Raw genomic sequence first — 17,672 nt, forward strand, 5'->3', positions numbered from 1 at the left:
GCCCACCAGGCGAAGGTCGCCGCCAACCCCCGTATGAGGTCGGGCTCGAGCGCGCTCTCGATCACCGAGCGAAGCTCCTCCGAATTGGAATGGGCGTGCGAAGAGATGCGTGCTCCACAGCGGCTTTCAGGATCTCCCCGCGTTAACCGGCGATCGTCGGCGCGCAGTTGTTCGCGCTCGGTTGCGCACGACAATCCACGACGCAGCGCGTGTCTCCACCTCAGGGACGGATCTCCGGAACCAGGTTGAGCGGGGTCTCGGCCGCACCGCGGAAGCAGTGCAGTCCCGCGATGAAGGCGCCCTCACGGAGCCGATCCTCGCCGGCGTGCGGCCCCGGCCCGGGACCTCCCGGTCCGACACCGGCCGGGACGCTGGTGTCAGTAGGTGAACTCGCGGTAGGCGAAACCGTCGGGGGCGTGCAGCACCACCTTCGCCGGGTGGTGTGCTTGCGCCTGTTCGCGGGCGGCGGCGATCGCTTCGCGCTGGGTACCGAAGTAGGCGTGCTGGCGCGTACCGTGCTGGTGCATCTCCCAGCGCTGCGCGGCGTCGCCCTCGTGCGGCAGCACGTCGTAGGTCCTCAATCTTGTCGATGGGGTTGCCCGCTTCATGCCGGGCCTCCTGAGCGTGTGGTGGCCACCCTGCGGCGTCTCGACACCGGTGCCGAACGGGGGATGGGGGATCTGTGACGCCTCCAGTGAACGCCCCGCCGGTACCGGACACAACCACCAGTCAGGGGCGGCGGCCGGAGTGGTGAATGTCGCCGGGCTGCACAGCCGCCGAGAGCGAGATCGGAATCCTCGCGGCGGCACGGATCGGGGCTGGCAGGGCAGTCGCGCCCACACGCGTTGCTGGGACTCGAGCACCGCGGCCGATGCCTCGGTGGGTGCACCCCGGCCGACGTCGACGCGTGGCACGCTCAGTGGCCGATCACCTTGACTTCTCGGTGCCGATGACGAACCGGCAGCGCTCCCGCCGACCACCGGCCGGTGTGCAATTCGTAGTCCGGCGGACCTGTCGACCGAACTCGGATGTGGGGTTCCCGTCGTGGGAGAGCGCGTTTCGAGGAGCATCCCGGTATCGGCGTCAGGTCGCCGCGATTCGACGCCGCGCTCCGCAACGTCCTGGGCGAGTAGTTCGAGAGCGTCGTGCGGCGGCTCCAGTCCGCTTCTCGTGGGAGGCAAGTGCACCTGGCGTTCGCGCAGGTCGAGTGCTACACCAGAGGTAGCGCAGCCGGCCGACACCTGTCGCGGTGGCGAGGTGCGGCCACCAACCCGCAGGAGGTGGTTGCTGTGCTTCATCCCGATCCCTTCCGTGACATCGACAGACTCACCGAGCAGCTGCTCGGTGAGTCGGCCGGATCCGCCCGAGCCCCACGGTTCATGCCGATGGACCTCTACCGCTCCGGCGATCACTACGTGCTCCACGCCGACCTCCCGGGCGTGGACCCCGGTTCGGTGGACGTCAGCGTCGATGGCGGCATCCTCTCCGTGAAGGCGCAACGCAGCGAACGCACCGAACTCGACGTGCAGTGGGTGACCTCCGAGCGCTTCACGGCGGCTACCTGCGTCAGCTGGCTCTCGGTCAGGACATCGACGCCGACCACATCGCCGCCACCTATGAGAACGGGGTGCTCACGGTCACCCTCCCCGTGGCGGAAAGGGCCAAGCCGCGCCGCATCGAGATCACCCCCGGGGCACGTGAGGAAACCAAGGTCATCGAGCCCAGCGACTCAACAGACCAGACCACCACGACCTAATCGGAGTGATCGGTGAGCCTTCGTTAGCTAATGGGGCTGGAGGCAGCTGATCGCTGAGCCGCCGGCCGGTGAGCATTGGCGCTGGAAGACCCTGTTCGCATGCCCTCGACTGCCCAGCCCGGTGGAGCCCCGCGGTCGCGACAGGCGCACACCACGAATCCATCTCACCAACGAGGGTCCGATAGTGCTCGAACCGGTGCGCCGGTTCGTCGACGGCAACTCCGCCCCCGTTCAACGTGCCGATTTCCTACATTCCCGGCCCGAGAAGACCCCGGTACTGGAACGGTGCCCACCTGATGCCGTCTGCCCCGCCGCGGCCGTGCTCGGCGGTCAGGCGCTGTCCATCACCGTCACCAGCCGGGCCGGCCAGCTCGAGGTCGGTGTCGTCGGCGACCGGAGCGCCGTCCCCCACCCGCAGCGGATCATCACCCACCTCGAGACCTCGCTCACCGACCTCGAGCACCCGCTCGCCCCACGGGGGAGGTGAGCGGAGGCGTCGGCCACGCTGGAAAAGGCCGTACCACCTGATGTTCAGCGGCCGAACATCACGACCACATCAGTCCCGGCAGCGGTAGCATCGCCCGGTATGTGCGGTGTCCGGTGCGTGCGAGGGCGATAATCCGATGATGACCAGCGGGCACGGCAGCGGCTCCGGCGAGCCCCTCGATATCGGCGACCGTGTGATCGCGGCGGCAGACCTCGGCGGTTTCCTACGCCCGCGCATCCGGCACGGAACGCCGGGTGTGATCATCGGGTGCACGCCCGACGGATTACTGACCGTGCATTTCGCCACCGGTCGCATCCAGCACGCCAGCCCGGGCGACCTCATACTTGCCGCCACCCCACCACCGGCGTAGCGCGAGATCACCGATCCGCTCAGTGACCACGACGGAACACCACCTGCGTGAGCGACACCATCTGCGCCGCGCAGTCGCACCGCGGCGGGTCCGGCGGTGGTGATCGGTGGTCTGGACGAGGGGGTGCTGCACCTGTCTGCGTGGACTTGGGGCCTCGGTCGGAAATCCGTTCATATTCGCAGGTCAGGACCTTGCAGAGGTTGCCGACGAGCGCGTACCGTGGTGTGTGCGGATCAAGGAAAGGGCTGGTCACGGTCACACCTTGTGAAGCAGAGATCAGGCCGAGGGTGTGACGTGGCGCCGACCCCCGGCCCGACCGCTGTTCGGGGGTTGTCCCGGCGGCGCGCGAACGACCGCCCGCGCCTGGCCGTCCAAAACCCTTGGTGACACCGAACTCTCGGTCGAGAACCTCGTCGGTATCGGCTCGCGTGCCTCCCTCGTGGTCTTCCGTCAAGTTCGACAGGCCTCGGTGGTGCGTTGTGCGACCGTCCTGACCACGTCGGCGAGTGTGCCTTGCGCGCAGCGTCCGTTGTTGGTGGTGGGCGCCGTTGCCCCTTGCGGAGGCACTCAGACCGCGCGCCCTGGCCGATGTGGAGCGTGCCCTGGTAATGGCCGATGACGCGGCCGACGTTGCCCGGCGGTACACATCGAGGCTGAAGGAACGCTGATCGGCCAGTGTGAAACCGCACGCCGACGCCGTGCATAGTTATGCGCCGCTATGCGATGGTTCTCATTCGTTAGTTTCTGAGCCTCAGGGGTGCGCGGATCGCCGGGCGAGCGAGTTGGGGGCGTACTGCGTCACAGGTGAGGAACAGTTTTCCCTGGGTCCGCAAGCGGCACGACCTCGCGCGAGCTCCTCCAGGAACTCCTCGAGCCGTTCCATAGTCCACTTGTCCAGTCCGGTTGCGCGGCGGTTTTTCAGGCACGGCTTTCGCTATCCGCTCCATGCCCGACATCCGTCGCGCCCGGGAAAATACGGAATCCCAAGTCCGGAATGCACACTCGGTATTGCAGGTATTGGCCGCAAACCTTGCTGGGCCGCATTCGATTCCGGCCGACGGATCGGGCAAAATTGGCCGCCCCCTTGCCTGCGGCGACCTTGGCAGCTCAACGACGTTGCAGCCGTCCACGTGATGGGTGACGTCTATGGCGCGGGCTGTTCGCGGCTCACTCTCGGTGTGGACCACCGAGACGAAGTCCTTGCCGACCTCGAGAAGTGCGACATCATCGCAGAGTCGGCGTCCCGGTGGCGAGTGCGTGTGTGTTCCGAGCGGCTGAGTCGGTCCGCTGCTATGCCCGCGGGAGCTGTCGGTATTCGGGGCGGTTGGGGGGGCATCGTCGTCGCGAGGACGGCGGCCTGGGTGCGGCGTGCGACGCCCAGTTTGGTCAACAGCCGGGACACGTCGTTCGTGACCGTGTTCTCCGCGAGGATCATCCGTTCGGCGATCTGTCGATCGGTCAGCCCTTCGCCCAGGAGCGCGAGCAACGTCCGTTCCTGGTTGGTGAGTCGCGCGAACGGCCCGTTCTTTTCGTTTGCCTCCGAACGGAGCTTCGCCATCAACGCGGCGGCGCCGCGGCTGTCGAGTAGCGACTTGCCCGCACCGACATCGTGGACTGCCCTGGCCAGTTCCAGCCCCCGGAAGTCCTTGACGACGTACCCGCTGGCCCCGGCGGCGATGGCGTCGAGCATCGCCTGGTCGTCGGCGATGGACGTCAACATCAGGCACCGCAGTGCGGGCATCCGGGAGAGCAACTCCCGGCACAGCTCGATGCCGTTCCCGTCGGGCAACCGGACATCGAGCACCGCGACATCGGGTTTGAGCACGGGGGTCCTGGCGAGGGCCTGCGCGGAGGAGGCCGCCTCCCCGATCACCACCAGTTCGGGGTCCGCGGTGAGGAGGTCCGCGATTCCGCGGCGAACGACCTCGTGAGCGTCCACCAGAAATACGGTGATCATTCGGCAACCTCCAGTCCGCGGGTGGGCGCCATCGCATCACGGGGGCTACGTCGGACGGGCGGCGTGCGAGGGCACAGTCGAGTCGGGTGGCCGCCCGTCATCGCCGACCACCACGGCGGGTTCCCACTGTGTCCGTGGGTCGCCTCCCGTCTGCCGCGGCCGAAGCTCGTGCCCGGTGGTGCCCACCCGAATCAAAGCCTGGGGGTATCCGCCGTCCGGGAGCGGTTCCCGGATCATCTCTCGGCTCTGCCGGGGTTCCAGCATGTGGGTGCGGGGGCTCGTAGTGAGTCCCGCCGACCGTGGCCTCCAGGAGCGCCGCGGACAACGACTCGCCGGATCGGAGCCGCTCTTGCCTCCCGTCGCTCTCGGTGCCCAGCACGAGGACGGTCGACACTGTGGTGGATTGAGGCAGCGCGACAGGCCGGATCGACCGCAATGCGACGACGTTCTCGTCCGGAATGGTGGTGTCCACGATTGCCTCCGCTTCGGTCGACTATCCCCTAGTTTTCGCCGCCGGGGACAGCCGAATTAGGGCCGATAGTCACCACCGGGCGGATCACCCTGGACCTCCGGGTGAGGCCGATGCGGTCTCAGCATCGCCGCGGCCGACCCCACTGTGCCGACCACAGCTGCCACGGCACCCACCCCGGTTGTCGGAGCGGTGGTCGGGGATCGTCCGCGGAATTCGACGGCGGCGGTGTGGGTTTGTCGACCGTGATCTCCTCGTTCCGGTGCCGACGCGTTTCGGTGTGGGATCGGCTCGAGTTCCCCGATCCGGCAATGTCCCGGACACGGGAGGGACGAAGGCCACTTCCCGCGGCGCACTGTCGGTCGCAGCGGGAACCGGCTGTCACCGGGTGTCGTTCGACCCCGCACCGGTCGAGCACGGCACTGTCGAGTCATCACGCCAGGCGGATCGTCGCGGGGCTCCTTCCGCGTCGCCGGGTGGTGTGCACGATTCCCCGACGTCTCGGTGCGGCAGACCCGGGACCGGCCCGTGCGCCATCTCCGCGAACTGGCCGGCGACGCTCAGCTGATCGTGGTCGGCAACCGAGGTCGGGCGGCTTGCCGAGATGACCCTCGGCTCGACCAGTTCCGCCCTGCCGCACACACACTCCATGCCCGCTGCTGATCGTCGGATCGCTCACCGACGGGTAGTGGACTACCCGATTCAATCCTCTATCAGGCGAGGATGAGGCGGAGGTTCTCGAACACCTGAGGAGGGTCGATGACCTTGGGCCCTACATCCGCAATGGCACCTGGCGCAACACTCGAAGGAGACACCGCGGGAGGTCGTCATGAGCGGGGAACAGGCAGCGCCGGTGCGTTGGTGGCGATTGGCGCCGTGGAGCGGCAACCGGCTGATGCGGGGCAGCGACCGCTTCGAATCCTCGGCGTGGGCGCCCGGCCGTGGGCGCTGACTCGTCATGGCCCCGGGTCCCGGGGTACTGAGCCGTTCAGGCGCCCGGCGCCGTCGGGGGATGGTGGGTCCGCGACGCCCTCGATGCCGTTGACGCGGATCGTGACCGACAGATACGACCAGTGGACGGAGATGTCGGTCGGGTCGGGGAGGGGCGGGTTTCGTGCCACGGCAGTTCGGCCGGAAGGACTTCGGCGGTCCGCACCCTTCGCGGCTGGACTCCGCCCGGCAAGGAGAGAATTTCCGGCAGTGTCAGGGTCAGATCGGAGCCGGGCAGCGAGTAAGGACCGGGCCACCGATCCGCACTCCACCTGTAGGTGGCGCGGCGGTTAGCATCCGACCCCGAGCTCACCGCAGCCAGATAGCAAAAGTCTCCGGAGAAGCTGGGTCTCACACCCCCGATCGTGTCGGCGCACGACTGGGAGGCTGCGCGCCGGCGGACTGCTCGTGAATGAGAAGGAGTTGACCCCGCCCGTGACGCGCTGGCCGCCTTGCGTCGGCGGATGCCCCGCGGCGACGAGGCGATGGGGGCACCTGGAGCTACGGGCCGCGAGGAGTGAGAGGACTCGCCGGAAGACTACCCGCGGACCCCGCCGTACGAGGGGTGGAACTGGCACGACGAATACGGCGACACCTCGCCGTCCCGGTCGGAGCGTTCGCAGGTTGAACGTGAAGTTCGAGCCTTCGAGCCTTCGATCCTATGGACTGACCGTGACGAGGACGACCGCGACCCCACCGACCTCACCGAGGCGCAGTTGACCATCATCACGGGCGCCGCCTACGAGGCGTGCCTACGGAGGAAGACCCTGCTGCCCTTGGTGAGCGCGGTGCGCCAGGCCGCTGCTGGCGCGGCTGGATTATCTCGCGCGTGCCAGGCCCACGGGGCTGGCGAGATGACCGGCAACTGGACGCTGGCCGTAGCGCAGGTGCTCCCTGTGATCCCGGTTTCCGAGTTCGACTCCGCCCGCCTCAGTCGTTGTCGGCGAACGGGCCCTCGGAGGTTGCCGATCGCAGCTGCCAGAGATGGCCGTCCGGGTCGGCGAACACGGCCGTGAAGCCCCATGGCTGCTCGGCTGGTTCCATGACGATGGCTGCACCGGCCCGTCTTGCCCGCTCGACCATGTCGCGAACCTCGCGCTGGGCGGCCAGAGTCATGACGAGAAGGCACTCACTTTCGCCGGAGCGGGAGGTGGCGCGGTTGCCCGTCACCCAGCCGACACCACCGGTGGGAATGAACATCACCCGTACGCCGTCATCGAGCGTGAACTGCAACGGCTCGGGGACACCGTCCTCAGCGGGAGCGCCGAGTGGACGAAAACCCAGACCCTCGGCATAGAAGGCGAAAGCCGTTCGCCTGTCGGCAACCGGCAAGGCGACCGTGATGGGTTCCTGCTCGGCGAACGGTTCGGTCATTGCTGCTTCCTCAGCGGTCGCTGGTCTTCGGAGCGCCACAGCCTCAGGACGCGTGAGCTGAGCCTCGAATCTTCCCAAATGGGGACGTCGGTGTTCTGACAATCATCCGTCATCTGGACCGCCGCATGCGCATCAGTGCCGCGATACTGGCCCGACACTGTCCACACCTCGGATCATGGTCCTGTTCGACGATCCGTGGGTTCGTGCGCGGATTGGCATCCCCTCATCCCGGCCGGGAGCAGGACCTGTCGGGTTCACGCGGGCGAATGCGATCGTTGTGCGAGTTGTCCCGGGGAGGGTGCCTCGCATGCGGCGATACGCCGGCCGCCGACGGCCCGGTACATCACCCGGCGATGGTTCGATGCCAGCTGCGCAGCAGGTTCGCGACTCGTTGTGGGTCATCGCACATCGGGAAGTGGTTTGCGCCGGGCACGACCTCCTGCCGTGCCTTCGGGAACCGCTGCTTCCACCGGGGTTGGAATCGGAGCGGGTCGTTGTGCTGACCGAACACGGTCAGCAGGGGGCGGTCGGCGAGGGGGCCGGCCAGCGCCGTGTCGATCTTCCGGTAGATCCTGTCGGCGCTGCGGGCGTCCGCGAAGTACCGATGCCAGGACCGACGGGCTCGTCGGTCGATGCCCGCCCGGAACACCGCCCGGTCGCCTGTCGGCCAGTGCCGGCCCACCCCGAACCTTCCGGACGTCGCCCGCGGGAGCCATCCGAGTGCGGCGTCGCTGGCGCGGAGCGGGGCGGAGCCCATCACGGCGAGCATGCCGCGGAACGCCATGCCGGTCGGCCGCCAGCCGAAACAGTTGACGGCGACGATGGCGGCGATGCGGTCCGGCCCGGCCGCGGCGGCGGCCAGCGCGGCCGGGCCACCGAGGTCGTGGGCCACCAGGGTGACCTCGGTCAGGTCGAGTTGCTCGAGCACCGCGGTCACGGCGTCCGCGGAGCCCTGCAGACTCACGCGGTCACCGGGGACCCGGTCGCTGAGCCCGCAGCCGGGGGCGTCGAGGGTGATGCAGCGGAACGTCGGGGAGAGCGCGGACAGGAGGTCGCGCCACACGAAGCTCCAGGCGCCGGTGTGGACGAAGACCATGACCGGTCCGCGGCCGACGTCGGTGACCGCCACGCGGCCACCTGCGGTGGGCACCGCGCGGGTGGGCCAGGGCCATGCCGTCGCGCTCAGCCAGTCGGGTCGGTCAATGGTTGTGCCGGTGGTCATCGGATTCTCCTCGAGGTGGTGGCGCGGCGAGAGCTGGCTCGAGGAACGCGATCAGCCATCCCAGTTGCACGTCGATGTCCGGGGACTCCATCGGCGGCCGCCCGCCGGGGGAGGAGGTGGCGGTGGCGAACAGGCCGGTGACGATCGAGACCACGAATCCGAGGCGGATGCTCAGCTCGTGTGCCGGCACCTGCGGAAGCGTGTGCCGCAGAAGGGGAATCAGGCGTTCGGCGACGGGCGCGAGTGGTTGTTCGGATCTGTCACCGCTGCGCGGTCATCGGACTGGGCGCCCAATGTCATCGCCTCCTTCTCGTCCTCCGCGACTGTACGGCTCCAGCTCAAACAGTTCAGGTCGGCGGGCGCCGACACTGTTGTCGGTCACGCTGAAGATGAAGCGACAGATGCGCGCTCGATCCGCTGCCGCTGTTTCAACAGATCCCGGGCAACCGGACGGGCATGATCTTTGCGGGTGAGCGGAAGCTATTGCTGTCGAACGGCACCGCCTCTGCGACCGCCGGATCACCGCCGATAAGGTTTCCCGGACCCGACACTGCGCTGGGGGCGATCGGGTCGGGGTGAACCGACCGGTTTGGGTTGTTCGGGCGCGGGCTCTACGGGACGAGCTCGCGCGCGGACGCGCCGAGGTAGATCAGCGTCAAGGTCAACAGGATCCATCCGGCGCCGTGCCAGATCGGCCAGGTGCCTCCGCTTCGCCAGGCGCGGTAGGAGGTGGCGAAGGCCCCGAGGCCGCCGAGAAGCAGAATGCCGGTGTGCGCGAACACCAGCATGTTATGGCCCACATCGGTGCAGGCAATGGGTTGCCCATCCGCGCAATGCTGACTGTCGGTGCCTGCCGCGACGAGGGTGATCACGATGACTGTCAGCGCGGCGCCGATCACGGTTGCCGTGTACCACCCGGCTCGGCGGAGGGTGGCGGGGTCGGACCAGCGTTACTCGACATCTCTGGTCACGCTCTGGTGCTCCGGTGTGCGGTCAGCCGCCGGTGCGGTCGGCGAGGTCGGTGTGCCCGGACTCGTGGGCGCAGTGGGCGCAGCAGTACATCTGCTTGTCTGCTTCGACGCCGTGTCCGAGGATGCGGTACCCCGCAGTGCCGCATTGTGGGGCCATGGCCTGGGCGGCGCATTCGAAGCTGTCGAAGACGGCGGTGCGGTCTCCGCGCGTGACGGTGAAGATTGTTTCGTACTGGTTGCCTCAGGTTTCGCAGGTTCCCATCGCGAATCATCCCCTCGTCGGTGGTGGCGAGCGTGGACCGTGTGGTCGCCCCGGGGTCCGCTCGTTCACCGTGCGGGGAGAAGGTTGCGACACCTCCCCGAGGTGGTGGGCGGAGAAGGACCTCGCCTGGTCGAGCGAATATCCGCGGACCGAAAACGACAAACGATCCACCAAGGCTCGACCAAGGTAAAGACAACCCTCGGCAACCCCATGCCCGTGCCCGTCGCGGCAGCGGAGTCCCTGAACAACCTCCTGGGCGAGCAGTCCGATTTCGATTCGTCCGCGGACCATGTGGGTACTCCGGGAATTTCACCTAACCGACAACTCCAGCCCAGGGCGACCGTGCCCCAGGAGGCGACCCGATGATCATGCAGAGTTCACACCGCCACATCACCACAGATCATGACGAGATCCGCCGTTGGGTCGAGGCGCACCACGGCGCACCCGCGAGGCTGGCGAACACGGCGACCGCCAACAGCGCCGGGGACCTGCGCATCGACGTCCCCGGTCACGGCACCACGGGACTCGAGCACCTTTCGTGGCACGAATGGTTCACCGCATTCGACGGGCAACGTCTGGCCCTGTGTTACCCGGATCCGCACGTACGCGGCGGAACCAGTGCGTGGTTCGAACTCGTGCACCGAGATATCGGGGACGCAGTCTTCTCCTGACCTCGGTGGGTCCGGGAGACCGATTCGCGGTACACCATGCCCACACCGGCCGCGCCGTCCATCCGTTCCGAGCTGTGCCGCAGGATCCGTGCACGGACATCGTGAGGAGACGAGCAGGTTCCGAATCCGTCTCCGACGCTGTGATCACCGACTCGACAGCAGAAGGAGGGACCGTCATCATGAACGATGCGAACATCGCCCACGTGAAGGGCGGTGCAAAGGCGATCCTTCAGTACGGCGCGGACGTTTACACTCTTGATGTCGATGCCGCGGTTGATCTCCTGCACAAGACCCGAGCCATTGCCGACGACGGCGGCACCGGATGGCTGAGCTTCGCCCGCGAGGGTGTCTCGTACATGCTCCTCGTCTCACCCGGAACGCACGTCTCATTTGCCTTCCCGACTCCCGCACTCAACGACGTGCCGCGCTGATCCTGTCGCGCAGTCACCGGCCGAACTGCGCCTCCGCCAGGTCACGGCGAGCGTTTCACCTGCTGTCGACGATGACGTGATCGGAACATCGGCCCTCCTTGCCCCGACGGCGACTATGAGAGCTCGGTGACCTATCGCGGATAGGCGTCGTGGCCTACCCGCGATGGAAGACACCGGCGCGGGGTCGGCCCCGATCACGGCCTGTGCAACGCTCACGCCGACATCGGGGGCTGTCAGTCCGCCGGAGATTCACTCGGACAGAGAATTTCATATTGTAGCCCGCGTTGGTGAGTGGTCCGTCGGTGGCGCGGCCGACCTGTTCGCTAAACCCACCGGGGCGGGGTCGGCCGAGGGCCTCGGGGTGCAGCGGGGCGGAAGTACGGCGGAGCACAGTCAGGGACGGGGAGCGCAGTGCCGAGCCGAGTTTGAGTCGTTGTGGGGTTCCATGCAGGAGGGTGTCGGGTCTGCGAAGTTCGAGCTGTTCAAGGACACCGCCGGCGGGTCCGTTCATGTGAAGGCGGTGAACGGGGCTCGCGACGGTTACTCGGAGCTGTACCTCGAAGGCGTTGGTGTGAAACGGGATTGATTGATCAGGATCAACGCTTCCACCGAGATCTGACCTGAGTTCTGGGGTCCTCCGGCACGGCGGCCGGCTGTGGGGTCGGGAGGGGTTGACGGATCTCGCTGGGGTGTGCGGGTCTACTCGTCGGCCCGGGATTGTTCGGTGAGTTGGTGTCGGAGTCGCTCGCGCATGTCGTGGGTGCTGATGTCGGCGAGGTGGGTGAGGATTCGGGTGCCGGAGGAGGTGGTGTCGGCGAGGAGGGCAAGCAGGAGATGTTCGGTGCCGATGGTGTCGTGTCCGAGGAGTTTCGCTTCCCGCAGGCTTTGTACGAGGGCCTTTTTTAGTGTCGGGGTGAAGGGGGGCCCGGCGCATTCGCTGTCGGTGTTCGGGTAGGCGGGGATCTCGTCGAGGGCGCTGTCGAGGTGGGGGCCGGTGATTCCCCAGGAGGTGAGGGTGGCACCGGTGGGGCCGCCGGCGGCGTGGATGCCGGTGAGGAGGTGTTCGGTGCCGAGGTGGTTGTGGTGGTGGGTGCGGGCCGCGTTGGAGGCGAGCACGACGGCGTGCCGTGCGTGGTCGTTGAATTTGTCGAACACCGGTGATCACTTCCTCGGCGCGCCGTGGAGCCCTCGCCGTCCAGTATCCCCGTGCGGGGTGCGCTGCGCCTGCAAGGCTGGGATCGTCCCGAGGAGGATGGTTCGGCGCTCGGTTCGCTCGGTTGCGGCTCCGGGTGATCTCAGTGCGCATGCAGGCGCGGGGCCGCGCCGTGCGGGCTATGTGGAACAACGCGGAGCCGCGTCCACCGGGCCGGCGAAGAGTCGAACCGGGCCATACCGGCGTGCGTGTGATTCCACATGAGGTAGTCGCGGCCAGGCGGGCTCTGGTAACCGTAGTCGCGGGCTGACCGGGTGCCGGACCTTGGGCATGCGACTCGCCGTCGCTTCCGATGAGCCGCAGCGGGACTGGGGTCGATCGGCGGCGGATCCACCGCGGTAGTTTCACCGGTGTATCCGCCTCTGCCGACGCCGACGAATTGTTCGGATGAGGCTCCGTGCTGTAGTGCGATGCTGTGCGATGTCGGATTCGGGTTGGCGTTGGTGGGTGTCCGCGGCGGCAGCGCCGGTCGGTGGATCTGGTGCTTGTCGGGGATGCTTCGGTCGGGGAGGCGTCGGTTGGGGAGCTGACGTGGCTCGCACGCACCGCCGGCGAGGTCGCCGAGCAGTACCGCGATGACAAAACCGGTGACGACTCTCCGCTGATCTGAGGGCCCCGGGACCTGATGTGGGAGCGTTGGATCTGGCCTGGCGGCTGGCGTGACCCCGGCGGGTGTCCTGCGGTCGAACGAGGACCCGGTCGGTGACGCTACGTCCGGGGATCGTGTCGACACTCCACCGGCGCAGTTGCTCGAGGAACGCGTCGGCTGATTGGTGTCGAAGCGTTGGTACTGCGATACCGTCCACGTAGATCGGACCGGACTCTTGCTCGAATCGTGCCATGGACCGGGTACTTCGTCACAACGTCGCGAGGATGTAGGAGAGGACGAATCCGGCGGCGGTGCTCAACGCGACGGTCGGGCCGCCTTTCTCGTAGGCCTCGGGCATGAGGGTGTCTGCGAGGGACGCCAGCACCGCGCCGGCAGCGAAGGCGAGCGGCAGCGAGATGGTCTCGGGTGGACTCGATGCGAGGGGTCCGGCGCCGACGACCACGGCCAGGGTGAGGAGCACAGCGCAGATCAGCCACGTGCCGAGGATGAAGGTCTGGGATCGGCCCTGCGCGCGCATGGACGCGCTCCCGACGAGGGCCTCGGGGAAGTTGGAGACGAAGATCGCCACGAGCAGCGTCACGCCGCCCGTACCTTCGCCGAGGGACACCCCGAGGGCAACGTTCTCCGGGACTCCGTCCAGGGTGACCGCGGCGAGCAGTGCGAGTCCGGCGGCACCGCTCACGGAGGCGGTCGAGGGCGTCTTCTCTGTCGCGGCGGCGTCGACGTCGAGTTTCTCGCTGCCCTGCGGCTCCCGGTGCCTGCCCTCGGCCATGCGGTCCAATTGCTGGCTGAGGAGGGTGAAGACGACGGCGCCGACAATAAGTCCGAGCGCGGCCCGCCAGATTCCGCCTTGCTGATACGACTCCTCGAACAGCTCGAAGGTCAGCGCGGTGATCAGTGCGCCTGCGGCGAATGCCAGCATGCCGGCGAGTACTCGTTTGGGAAGGGTAAATCGCCCGCCGACCAGGGCCCCGATGACCAGGGCGCTGGAGGCGATCACTCCGAAGACCAACGACTCGATGATGACGTCACCCTCACTCTCTGCCATGGGAAGGTCGGAACTTCCGTCTCCGTCGGCTTCCGAGTACCCAGTTTTCCGATGCCCGGCGTGTTAGGGCATGTCTCCCAATAACTTGAGCCACTCGACGATGCCGGCGAGCAGGAATCCGGCGCGGTAGGTGAGGGCGAGTTTGTCGTAGCGAGTGGCCACCGCACGCCACTGTTTCGCCTTGTTGAAGGCCCGTTCGACCACGTTGCGCCCCTTGTAGGACTCCGGGTCGAAGTTCGGTGGCCGCCCGCCCGCGCGGCCCTTGTTCACCCGGTTCGCTGCCTGATCGGTCTTCTCGGGGATCACCGCCTTGATGCCTCTGCTTCGCAGCAGTTCCCGGTTTGCCCGTGATGAGTACGCCTTGTCGGCCCGGACCTCGACGGGGCGCGTGCGGTGCGCTCCGCCCGCGAGCCGCGGCACGCAGATGCCCTCCAGCACGTGGGCGAACATCGGACTGTCACCGGCTTGGCCTGGGCCGACCAGCACCGACAGCGGGCGCCCGTGACCGTCGCACGCCAGGTGCGCCTTGCTGGTCAACCCGCCCCTCGACCGGCCGATGCCGTGATCGGCAGGCTCGTCACGCAGGTTCGTGTAATTCGGTAGATCCCCCTGTGTGGCGGGCGGCGTTCGCACCGTGCTGATGGACACGGACCACTGTGGAATCGACCGATACCGCCCAGTCCAGGTTCCCGCCGGCGTCGGCCATCGCGACCAGAGCCGTCAGCACCCGATCCCAGGTTCCGTCTCCGGCGTATCGGCGATGTCGCTTCCACACCGTCTTCCACGGCCCGAAATGCGACGGGAGATCTCGCCAGGGCAACCCGGTCCGCAGTCGATACAGCATCCCCTCGACCACCACACGATTGTTCCGGAACTTCCGCCCCCGGAGCCCATCGGAACTGGGCAACAGCAGCGCGAGCAACTCCCACTGCTTGTCCGTCAACACCTCAAACCGATCAACAACGTCTGCCACACCGAAGAGTCTGCAGCACAACACCACAAATCATTGGGAGACACACCCTAGCTCAGGTGATCGGGTGGTTGGGGGTGTCCCGTCATCGGGGTAGGTGTCCAGGGGGTGGGGCATATCCACTTCCCGGGTGGAGGAACGTGCCCCCTGGGGTTGCTTCAGTGCGGGCGTGGACGTGGGCAGAGTTGTACCTGTCAACCGCAGCACTTCCCCGACCTTCTCGAGGAGAACACCAATGGCCAACGCCCGCCGAACCTTTGCCGCCATCACCTTCACTGCCTTCTCTGTCCTGAGTGCGGTCGGGGCAGCGTCCGTCGCTCAGGCCGAGCCGATCGGCCCGAACGGTCCCACCGGTGGTCCGTGCCCGATCGTGAACACGGACTCGCAGGGCAACGAAACGGTGACCTACGGCAAGCCCGGTGACCGCAACGGTGCCCTGGTGTGCGGTGCGGACGGTGAATGGACGATCGGCAAGGCGAAGGGCAACTCCGGACAGATCCAGACCCAGCCCGGTCTGTCGGTCGGATAGGAGAGGACCCCCTGATCCCAGTAGGGCGAATTCCCCGCATCGATGCCGATGCGGGGCATTTTGCCGTCGGAAGGGACGCGTCGTCGCTGCCAATGTAAGGCGTTGCGGGCGGGCGGCAGTCAGCTCCGACCCGTGGCCGACCGTCACCCGCGCGCGAAAGCCGCCGCGTTAAATCCACAGCCGACGAAGCAATTTCGGAAAATACTTTGGAGATTAGCCCCTGCCAAGGCGAGCCACGCTCGTCGCGCATGAAGCTCGGTGCGATGTGAGTTTGGCCTCCAAGAGGTCGTGCTGGTCTGCCACATGGACAATGTCTTTAGGCATTGAAATGTCAGTTCGGATGAGCTTCCTCATCACCGAGACGGACCTGCCGTTACTGTGTGCGGTCGACGATTGCCGATGTAGAAGGAGAGCACGATGGTGGTATCACCGAGGAATTCCGCAGGTTCGGCGACGAGGACGACCAAGGAGATCCGTGAGTGGGCGATCGGAGAGGGCCGCGAAGTGTCGCCCCGCGGTCGGATTTCGGCCGAGATCGAGCAAGCCTTCTATGACGCTCAGGCAAAAACGGCACCAGCGAAGGTAGCCGCGAAATCGTCGGCCGCGAAGAAGACGGCCGCGAGGGCACCGGCTGCGAAGAAGTCGGTCGCGGAGAAGGCAGTCGCCAACAAGGCACCGGCGGCGAAGAAGGTGGCTGCGAAGAAGGCTCCGGCGAAGACAACAGCGTCGGAGACGACGGCCGGGGATAAGATAGTCGCCGGGAAGGCGCCGGCGAAGAGCGCGGCGGCGGTCGGCAAGGATCCGGCGAAGACGACGACCAAAGAGATTCGCGAGTGGGCGATCGGAGAGGGTCGTGAAGTGTCGCCCCGCGGTCGGATTTCGGCCGAGGTCGAGCAAGCTTTCTATGACGCTCAGGCGCAAACGGCGCCATCGAGGAAGGTAGCCGCGAAGAAGGTGGCTGCGAAGAAGACGGCTGCGAAGAAGACGGACGCGAAGAAGGTACCGGCAGCGAAGAAGACGGCTGCGAAGAAGACGGCCGCGAAGAAGACAACAGCGCCGAAGACGACGGCCGGGGAGAAGATAGTCGCCGGGAAGGCGCCGGCGAAGAGCGCGGCGGCGGTCGGCAAGGCTCCGGCGAAGACGACGACCAAAGAGATTCGCGAGTGGGCGATCGGAGAGGGCCGTGAAGTGTCGCCCCGCGGTCGGATTTCGGCCGAGATCGAGCGAGCCTTCCATGACGCTCAGACCAAGGAGATTCAGGCAGAAGCGATGCCGGCGAAGAAGACGCCTGTGAAGAAGGTAGTTGCGGAGAAGGCTCCGGCGGAGACGTCGGTCGCGAAGAAGCCGGACGGGAAGAAGACGGCCGCGAAGAAGGCACCGGCGGCGAAGAAGGTGGCTGCGAAGAAGGCTCCGCCGAAGACGACGGCCGCGAAGACGACGGCCGCGAAGACGACGGCCGCGAAGACGACGGCCGCGAAGACGACGGCCGTGGAGAAGGTCGCGAGGAAAGCTCCGGCGAAGACGTCGGGCGCCAAGACGGCAGGGGCGAAGACGGCGGCTGTGGAATCGGCTGCGGATGCGACGGCCGCGGAGACAACGGCCGTGAAGAAGGTCGCGAGGAAGGCTCCGGCGAAGACGTCGGTCGCGAAGTCGGCGGCTGTGGAGTCGGCTGCGGAAGCGACGGCCGTGAAGAAGGCTCCGGTGACGGGAGCGGCGGCGGGCACCGCTCCGGCGAGGGCGTCGACCAAGGAGATTCGCGAGTGGGCAATCCGGGAGGGCCGTAAAGTGTCCTTCCGCGGTCGGATTTCGGCCGCGATTGTGCGAGCATTCCATGACGCTGCGGCCAAGTTGCCGCTCCCGCTCGGTTGAAACGGGTGGGGGGTTCGCTGATGAGCGTGAGCGACCGACTCCTGTTGCCGCGGTATGCCGTCTCGGGTGATCCTTGGTTCGGCACCGTGGAGGTCACCATCGAGGAGCTTGCTGAGTACCGGGACGTCAAACCGGCGAATATTCTGCTGTCCGAGACCGTGTCACCATGAGGTCCGTGTTGTCGTCCTGCGTGGCGGAGGCCGGTGTCGTCGGGGGTGATCAGTCGTGGGGGTGGTCGTCGACCCAGTAGGTGAGGGTGTGCCGGCTGATGTCGGGGTTTCCGGTGGTCAGGGTCGTCTGGAGAGATAGATCGGAGAAGGCGCGGATACCCTGGGCCCGCAACGACGCGGCGGCCTTCGCCTCCACCTCATCGGGAGCCGAGCCAGTCGGCAGCTCCAGTGATATTCGTTCGATTCCCACCGGGAACACAGTAAGGCAGCGGTATGAGCCCACCACCCGTGACCGGTGGGCAG

Annotated in this window: 17 protein-coding genes and 6 pseudogenes; 12 read left to right on the forward strand and 11 right to left on the reverse strand. The window is 67.0% G+C overall.

What is annotated here, in order from left to right; all coding sequences use genetic code 11:
• Nucleotides 1-377 precede the first annotated feature (377 nt).
• Nucleotides 378-608, reverse strand: coding sequence for a DUF2188 domain-containing protein (locus tag OYT95_RS44130; RefSeq protein ID WP_268792745.1), 231 nt, complete (start codon nucleotides 606-608; stop codon nucleotides 378-380).
• Between the two features lie 681 nt (nucleotides 609-1,289).
• On the opposite strand from OYT95_RS44130, the pseudogene OYT95_RS44135 reads away from it, so the two are divergent.
• The 3 genes and pseudogenes from OYT95_RS44135 (at nucleotide 1,290) to OYT95_RS44145 (ending at nucleotide 2,613) form a co-directional block, all read left to right on the forward strand.
• A pseudogene (locus OYT95_RS44135) lies at nucleotides 1,290-1,756 on the forward strand (Hsp20/alpha crystallin family protein).
• A 178-nt stretch (nucleotides 1,757-1,934) separates the two neighbouring features.
• Nucleotides 1,935-2,243 (forward strand): annotated as a pseudogene (locus OYT95_RS44140) (WS/DGAT domain-containing protein); the annotation flags it as partial.
• Between the two features lie 139 nt (nucleotides 2,244-2,382).
• Nucleotides 2,383-2,613: a hypothetical protein gene (locus OYT95_RS44145; RefSeq protein WP_268792747.1), complete on the forward strand. Its 231-nt coding sequence runs from the start codon at nucleotides 2,383-2,385 to the stop codon at nucleotides 2,611-2,613.
• A gap of 1,321 nt (nucleotides 2,614-3,934) precedes the next feature.
• Here OYT95_RS44145 and OYT95_RS44150 read toward each other — a convergent pair.
• A pseudogene (locus OYT95_RS44150) lies at nucleotides 3,935-4,570 on the reverse strand (response regulator); the annotation flags it as partial.
• 1,298 nt (nucleotides 4,571-5,868) lie between these two features.
• Here OYT95_RS44150 and OYT95_RS44160 point away from each other — a divergent pair.
• Nucleotides 5,869-5,991, forward strand: a complete 123-nt coding sequence (locus tag OYT95_RS44160; RefSeq protein WP_268792748.1) for a hypothetical protein — start codon at nucleotides 5,869-5,871, stop codon at nucleotides 5,989-5,991.
• A gap of 382 nt (nucleotides 5,992-6,373) precedes the next feature.
• Nucleotides 6,374-6,499 (forward strand): annotated as a pseudogene (locus tag OYT95_RS44990) (DUF899 family protein); the annotation flags it as partial.
• A gap of 460 nt (nucleotides 6,500-6,959) precedes the next feature.
• Here OYT95_RS44990 and OYT95_RS44170 read toward each other — a convergent pair.
• The 5 genes and pseudogenes from OYT95_RS44170 to OYT95_RS44190 form a co-directional block, all read right to left on the reverse strand.
• Nucleotides 6,960-7,403, reverse strand: coding sequence for a VOC family protein (locus OYT95_RS44170; RefSeq protein WP_268792749.1), 444 nt, complete (start codon nucleotides 7,401-7,403; stop codon nucleotides 6,960-6,962).
• Nucleotides 7,404-7,746: 343 nt separating this feature from the next.
• Nucleotides 7,747-8,625: an alpha/beta fold hydrolase gene (locus tag OYT95_RS44175; protein ID WP_268792750.1), complete on the reverse strand. Its 879-nt coding sequence runs from the start codon at nucleotides 8,623-8,625 to the stop codon at nucleotides 7,747-7,749.
• A pseudogene (locus OYT95_RS44180) lies at nucleotides 8,603-8,857 on the reverse strand (hypothetical protein); the annotation flags it as partial. The pseudogene OYT95_RS44180 and the gene OYT95_RS44175, both read right to left, overlap by 23 nt.
• A 379-nt stretch (nucleotides 8,858-9,236) precedes the next feature.
• Entirely contained in the window at nucleotides 9,237-9,524 is a 288-nt protein-coding gene (locus tag OYT95_RS44185) for a hypothetical protein (protein ID WP_268792751.1), read from the reverse strand.
• 94 nt (nucleotides 9,525-9,618) lie between these two features.
• Nucleotides 9,619-9,819: a hypothetical protein gene (locus OYT95_RS44190; protein ID WP_268793267.1), complete on the reverse strand. Its 201-nt coding sequence runs from the start codon at nucleotides 9,817-9,819 to the stop codon at nucleotides 9,619-9,621.
• Nucleotides 9,820-10,220: 401 nt separating this feature from the next.
• Between OYT95_RS44190 and OYT95_RS44195 the strand changes: the two genes are divergently transcribed.
• Together OYT95_RS44195 and OYT95_RS44200 are read left to right on the forward strand one after the other, a co-directional pair.
• The gene (locus OYT95_RS44195; RefSeq protein WP_268792752.1) at nucleotides 10,221-10,529 is read left to right on the forward strand and encodes a hypothetical protein; all 309 of its coding nucleotides are present in this window, start codon (nucleotides 10,221-10,223) and stop codon (nucleotides 10,527-10,529) included.
• Between the two features lie 179 nt (nucleotides 10,530-10,708).
• Nucleotides 10,709-10,960 (forward strand): hypothetical protein, encoded by a 252-nt coding sequence (locus OYT95_RS44200; protein WP_268792753.1) that lies wholly within the window; start codon nucleotides 10,709-10,711, stop codon nucleotides 10,958-10,960.
• A 699-nt stretch (nucleotides 10,961-11,659) separates the two neighbouring features.
• Here the strand turns inward: OYT95_RS44200 and OYT95_RS44205 are convergent.
• Nucleotides 11,660-12,115 carry a Clp protease N-terminal domain-containing protein gene (locus tag OYT95_RS44205; RefSeq protein WP_268792754.1) on the reverse strand — a complete coding sequence of 152 codons (456 nt, stop codon included), beginning with the start codon at nucleotides 12,113-12,115 and terminating at the stop codon, nucleotides 11,660-11,662.
• A gap of 530 nt (nucleotides 12,116-12,645) precedes the next feature.
• Here OYT95_RS44205 and OYT95_RS44210 point away from each other — a divergent pair.
• Nucleotides 12,646-12,783 (forward strand): hypothetical protein, encoded by a 138-nt coding sequence (locus tag OYT95_RS44210; protein ID WP_268792755.1) that lies wholly within the window; start codon nucleotides 12,646-12,648, stop codon nucleotides 12,781-12,783.
• 247 nt (nucleotides 12,784-13,030) lie between these two features.
• On the opposite strand, the gene OYT95_RS44215 is transcribed toward OYT95_RS44210, so the two are convergent.
• Together OYT95_RS44215 and OYT95_RS44220 are read right to left on the reverse strand one after the other, a co-directional pair.
• On the reverse strand, nucleotides 13,031-13,831 hold the full coding sequence (locus OYT95_RS44215) for a ZIP family metal transporter (RefSeq protein WP_268792756.1): 801 nt from the start codon (nucleotides 13,829-13,831) through the stop codon (nucleotides 13,031-13,033).
• Between the two features lie 63 nt (nucleotides 13,832-13,894).
• Nucleotides 13,895-14,804 (reverse strand): IS5 family transposase gene (locus OYT95_RS44220; protein WP_370185358.1). Its coding sequence is split into 2 segments (ribosomal slippage): nucleotides 13,895-14,410 and nucleotides 14,412-14,804, totalling 909 coding nucleotides; the frame shifts between segments, so codons are not numbered across the junction.
• Between the two features lie 232 nt (nucleotides 14,805-15,036).
• On the opposite strand from OYT95_RS44220, the gene OYT95_RS44225 reads away from it, so the two are divergent.
• The 4 genes and pseudogenes from OYT95_RS44225 to OYT95_RS44235 all read left to right on the forward strand — a co-directional run bounded on the left by OYT95_RS44225 (nucleotide 15,037) and on the right by OYT95_RS44235 (nucleotide 17,369).
• On the forward strand, nucleotides 15,037-15,330 hold the full coding sequence (locus OYT95_RS44225) for a hypothetical protein (RefSeq protein WP_268792757.1): 294 nt from the start codon (nucleotides 15,037-15,039) through the stop codon (nucleotides 15,328-15,330).
• A 417-nt stretch (nucleotides 15,331-15,747) separates the two neighbouring features.
• Nucleotides 15,748-15,981: pseudogene (locus tag OYT95_RS44995) on the forward strand (Lsr2 family DNA-binding protein); the annotation flags it as partial.
• Between the two features lie 39 nt (nucleotides 15,982-16,020).
• On the forward strand, nucleotides 16,021-17,199 hold the full coding sequence (locus OYT95_RS44230) for an Lsr2 family DNA-binding protein (protein ID WP_442972608.1): 1,179 nt from the start codon (nucleotides 16,021-16,023) through the stop codon (nucleotides 17,197-17,199).
• A 26-nt stretch (nucleotides 17,200-17,225) separates the two neighbouring features.
• Entirely contained in the window at nucleotides 17,226-17,369 is a 144-nt protein-coding gene (locus OYT95_RS44235) for a hypothetical protein (protein WP_268792759.1), read from the forward strand.
• Between the two features lie 49 nt (nucleotides 17,370-17,418).
• Here the strand turns inward: OYT95_RS44235 and OYT95_RS44240 are convergent, their stop codons facing one another.
• Complete coding sequence (locus OYT95_RS44240) at nucleotides 17,419-17,619, reverse strand: hypothetical protein (RefSeq protein ID WP_268792760.1); 201 nt, start codon at nucleotides 17,617-17,619, stop codon at nucleotides 17,419-17,421.
• Nucleotides 17,620-17,672: the final 53 nt, after the last annotated feature.

Origin of the sequence: Rhodococcus sp. JS3073 (assembly GCF_026810085.1) — a bacterium.
Taxonomy (GTDB): domain Bacteria; phylum Actinomycetota; class Actinomycetes; order Mycobacteriales; family Mycobacteriaceae; genus Rhodococcus_F; species Rhodococcus_F wratislaviensis.

What these genes read in the sequence shown, in the direction of transcription:
- OYT95_RS44215 (WP_268792756.1), bottom strand. Translation starts at nt 13,831, where the DNA reads ATGGCAGAGAGTGAGGGTGACGTCATCATCGAGTCGTTGGTCTTCGGA.
- OYT95_RS44200 (WP_268792753.1), top strand. Translation starts at nt 10,709, where the DNA reads ATGAACGATGCGAACATCGCCCACGTGAAGGGCGGTGCAAAGGCGATC.
- OYT95_RS44145 (WP_268792747.1), top strand. Translation starts at nt 2,383, where the DNA reads ATGACCAGCGGGCACGGCAGCGGCTCCGGCGAGCCCCTCGATATCGGC.
- OYT95_RS44175 (WP_268792750.1), bottom strand. Translation starts at nt 8,625, where the DNA reads ATGACCACCGGCACAACCATTGACCGACCCGACTGGCTGAGCGCGACG.
- OYT95_RS44160 (WP_268792748.1), top strand. Translation starts at nt 5,869, where the DNA reads ATGAGCGGGGAACAGGCAGCGCCGGTGCGTTGGTGGCGATTGGCGCCG.
- OYT95_RS44195 (WP_268792752.1), top strand. Translation starts at nt 10,221, where the DNA reads ATGATCATGCAGAGTTCACACCGCCACATCACCACAGATCATGACGAG.
- OYT95_RS44130 (WP_268792745.1), bottom strand. Translation starts at nt 608, where the DNA reads ATGAAGCGGGCAACCCCATCGACAAGATTGAGGACCTACGACGTGCTG.
- OYT95_RS44225 (WP_268792757.1), top strand. Translation starts at nt 15,037, where the DNA reads ATGGCCAACGCCCGCCGAACCTTTGCCGCCATCACCTTCACTGCCTTC.
- OYT95_RS44170 (WP_268792749.1), bottom strand. Translation starts at nt 7,403, where the DNA reads ATGACCGAACCGTTCGCCGAGCAGGAACCCATCACGGTCGCCTTGCCG.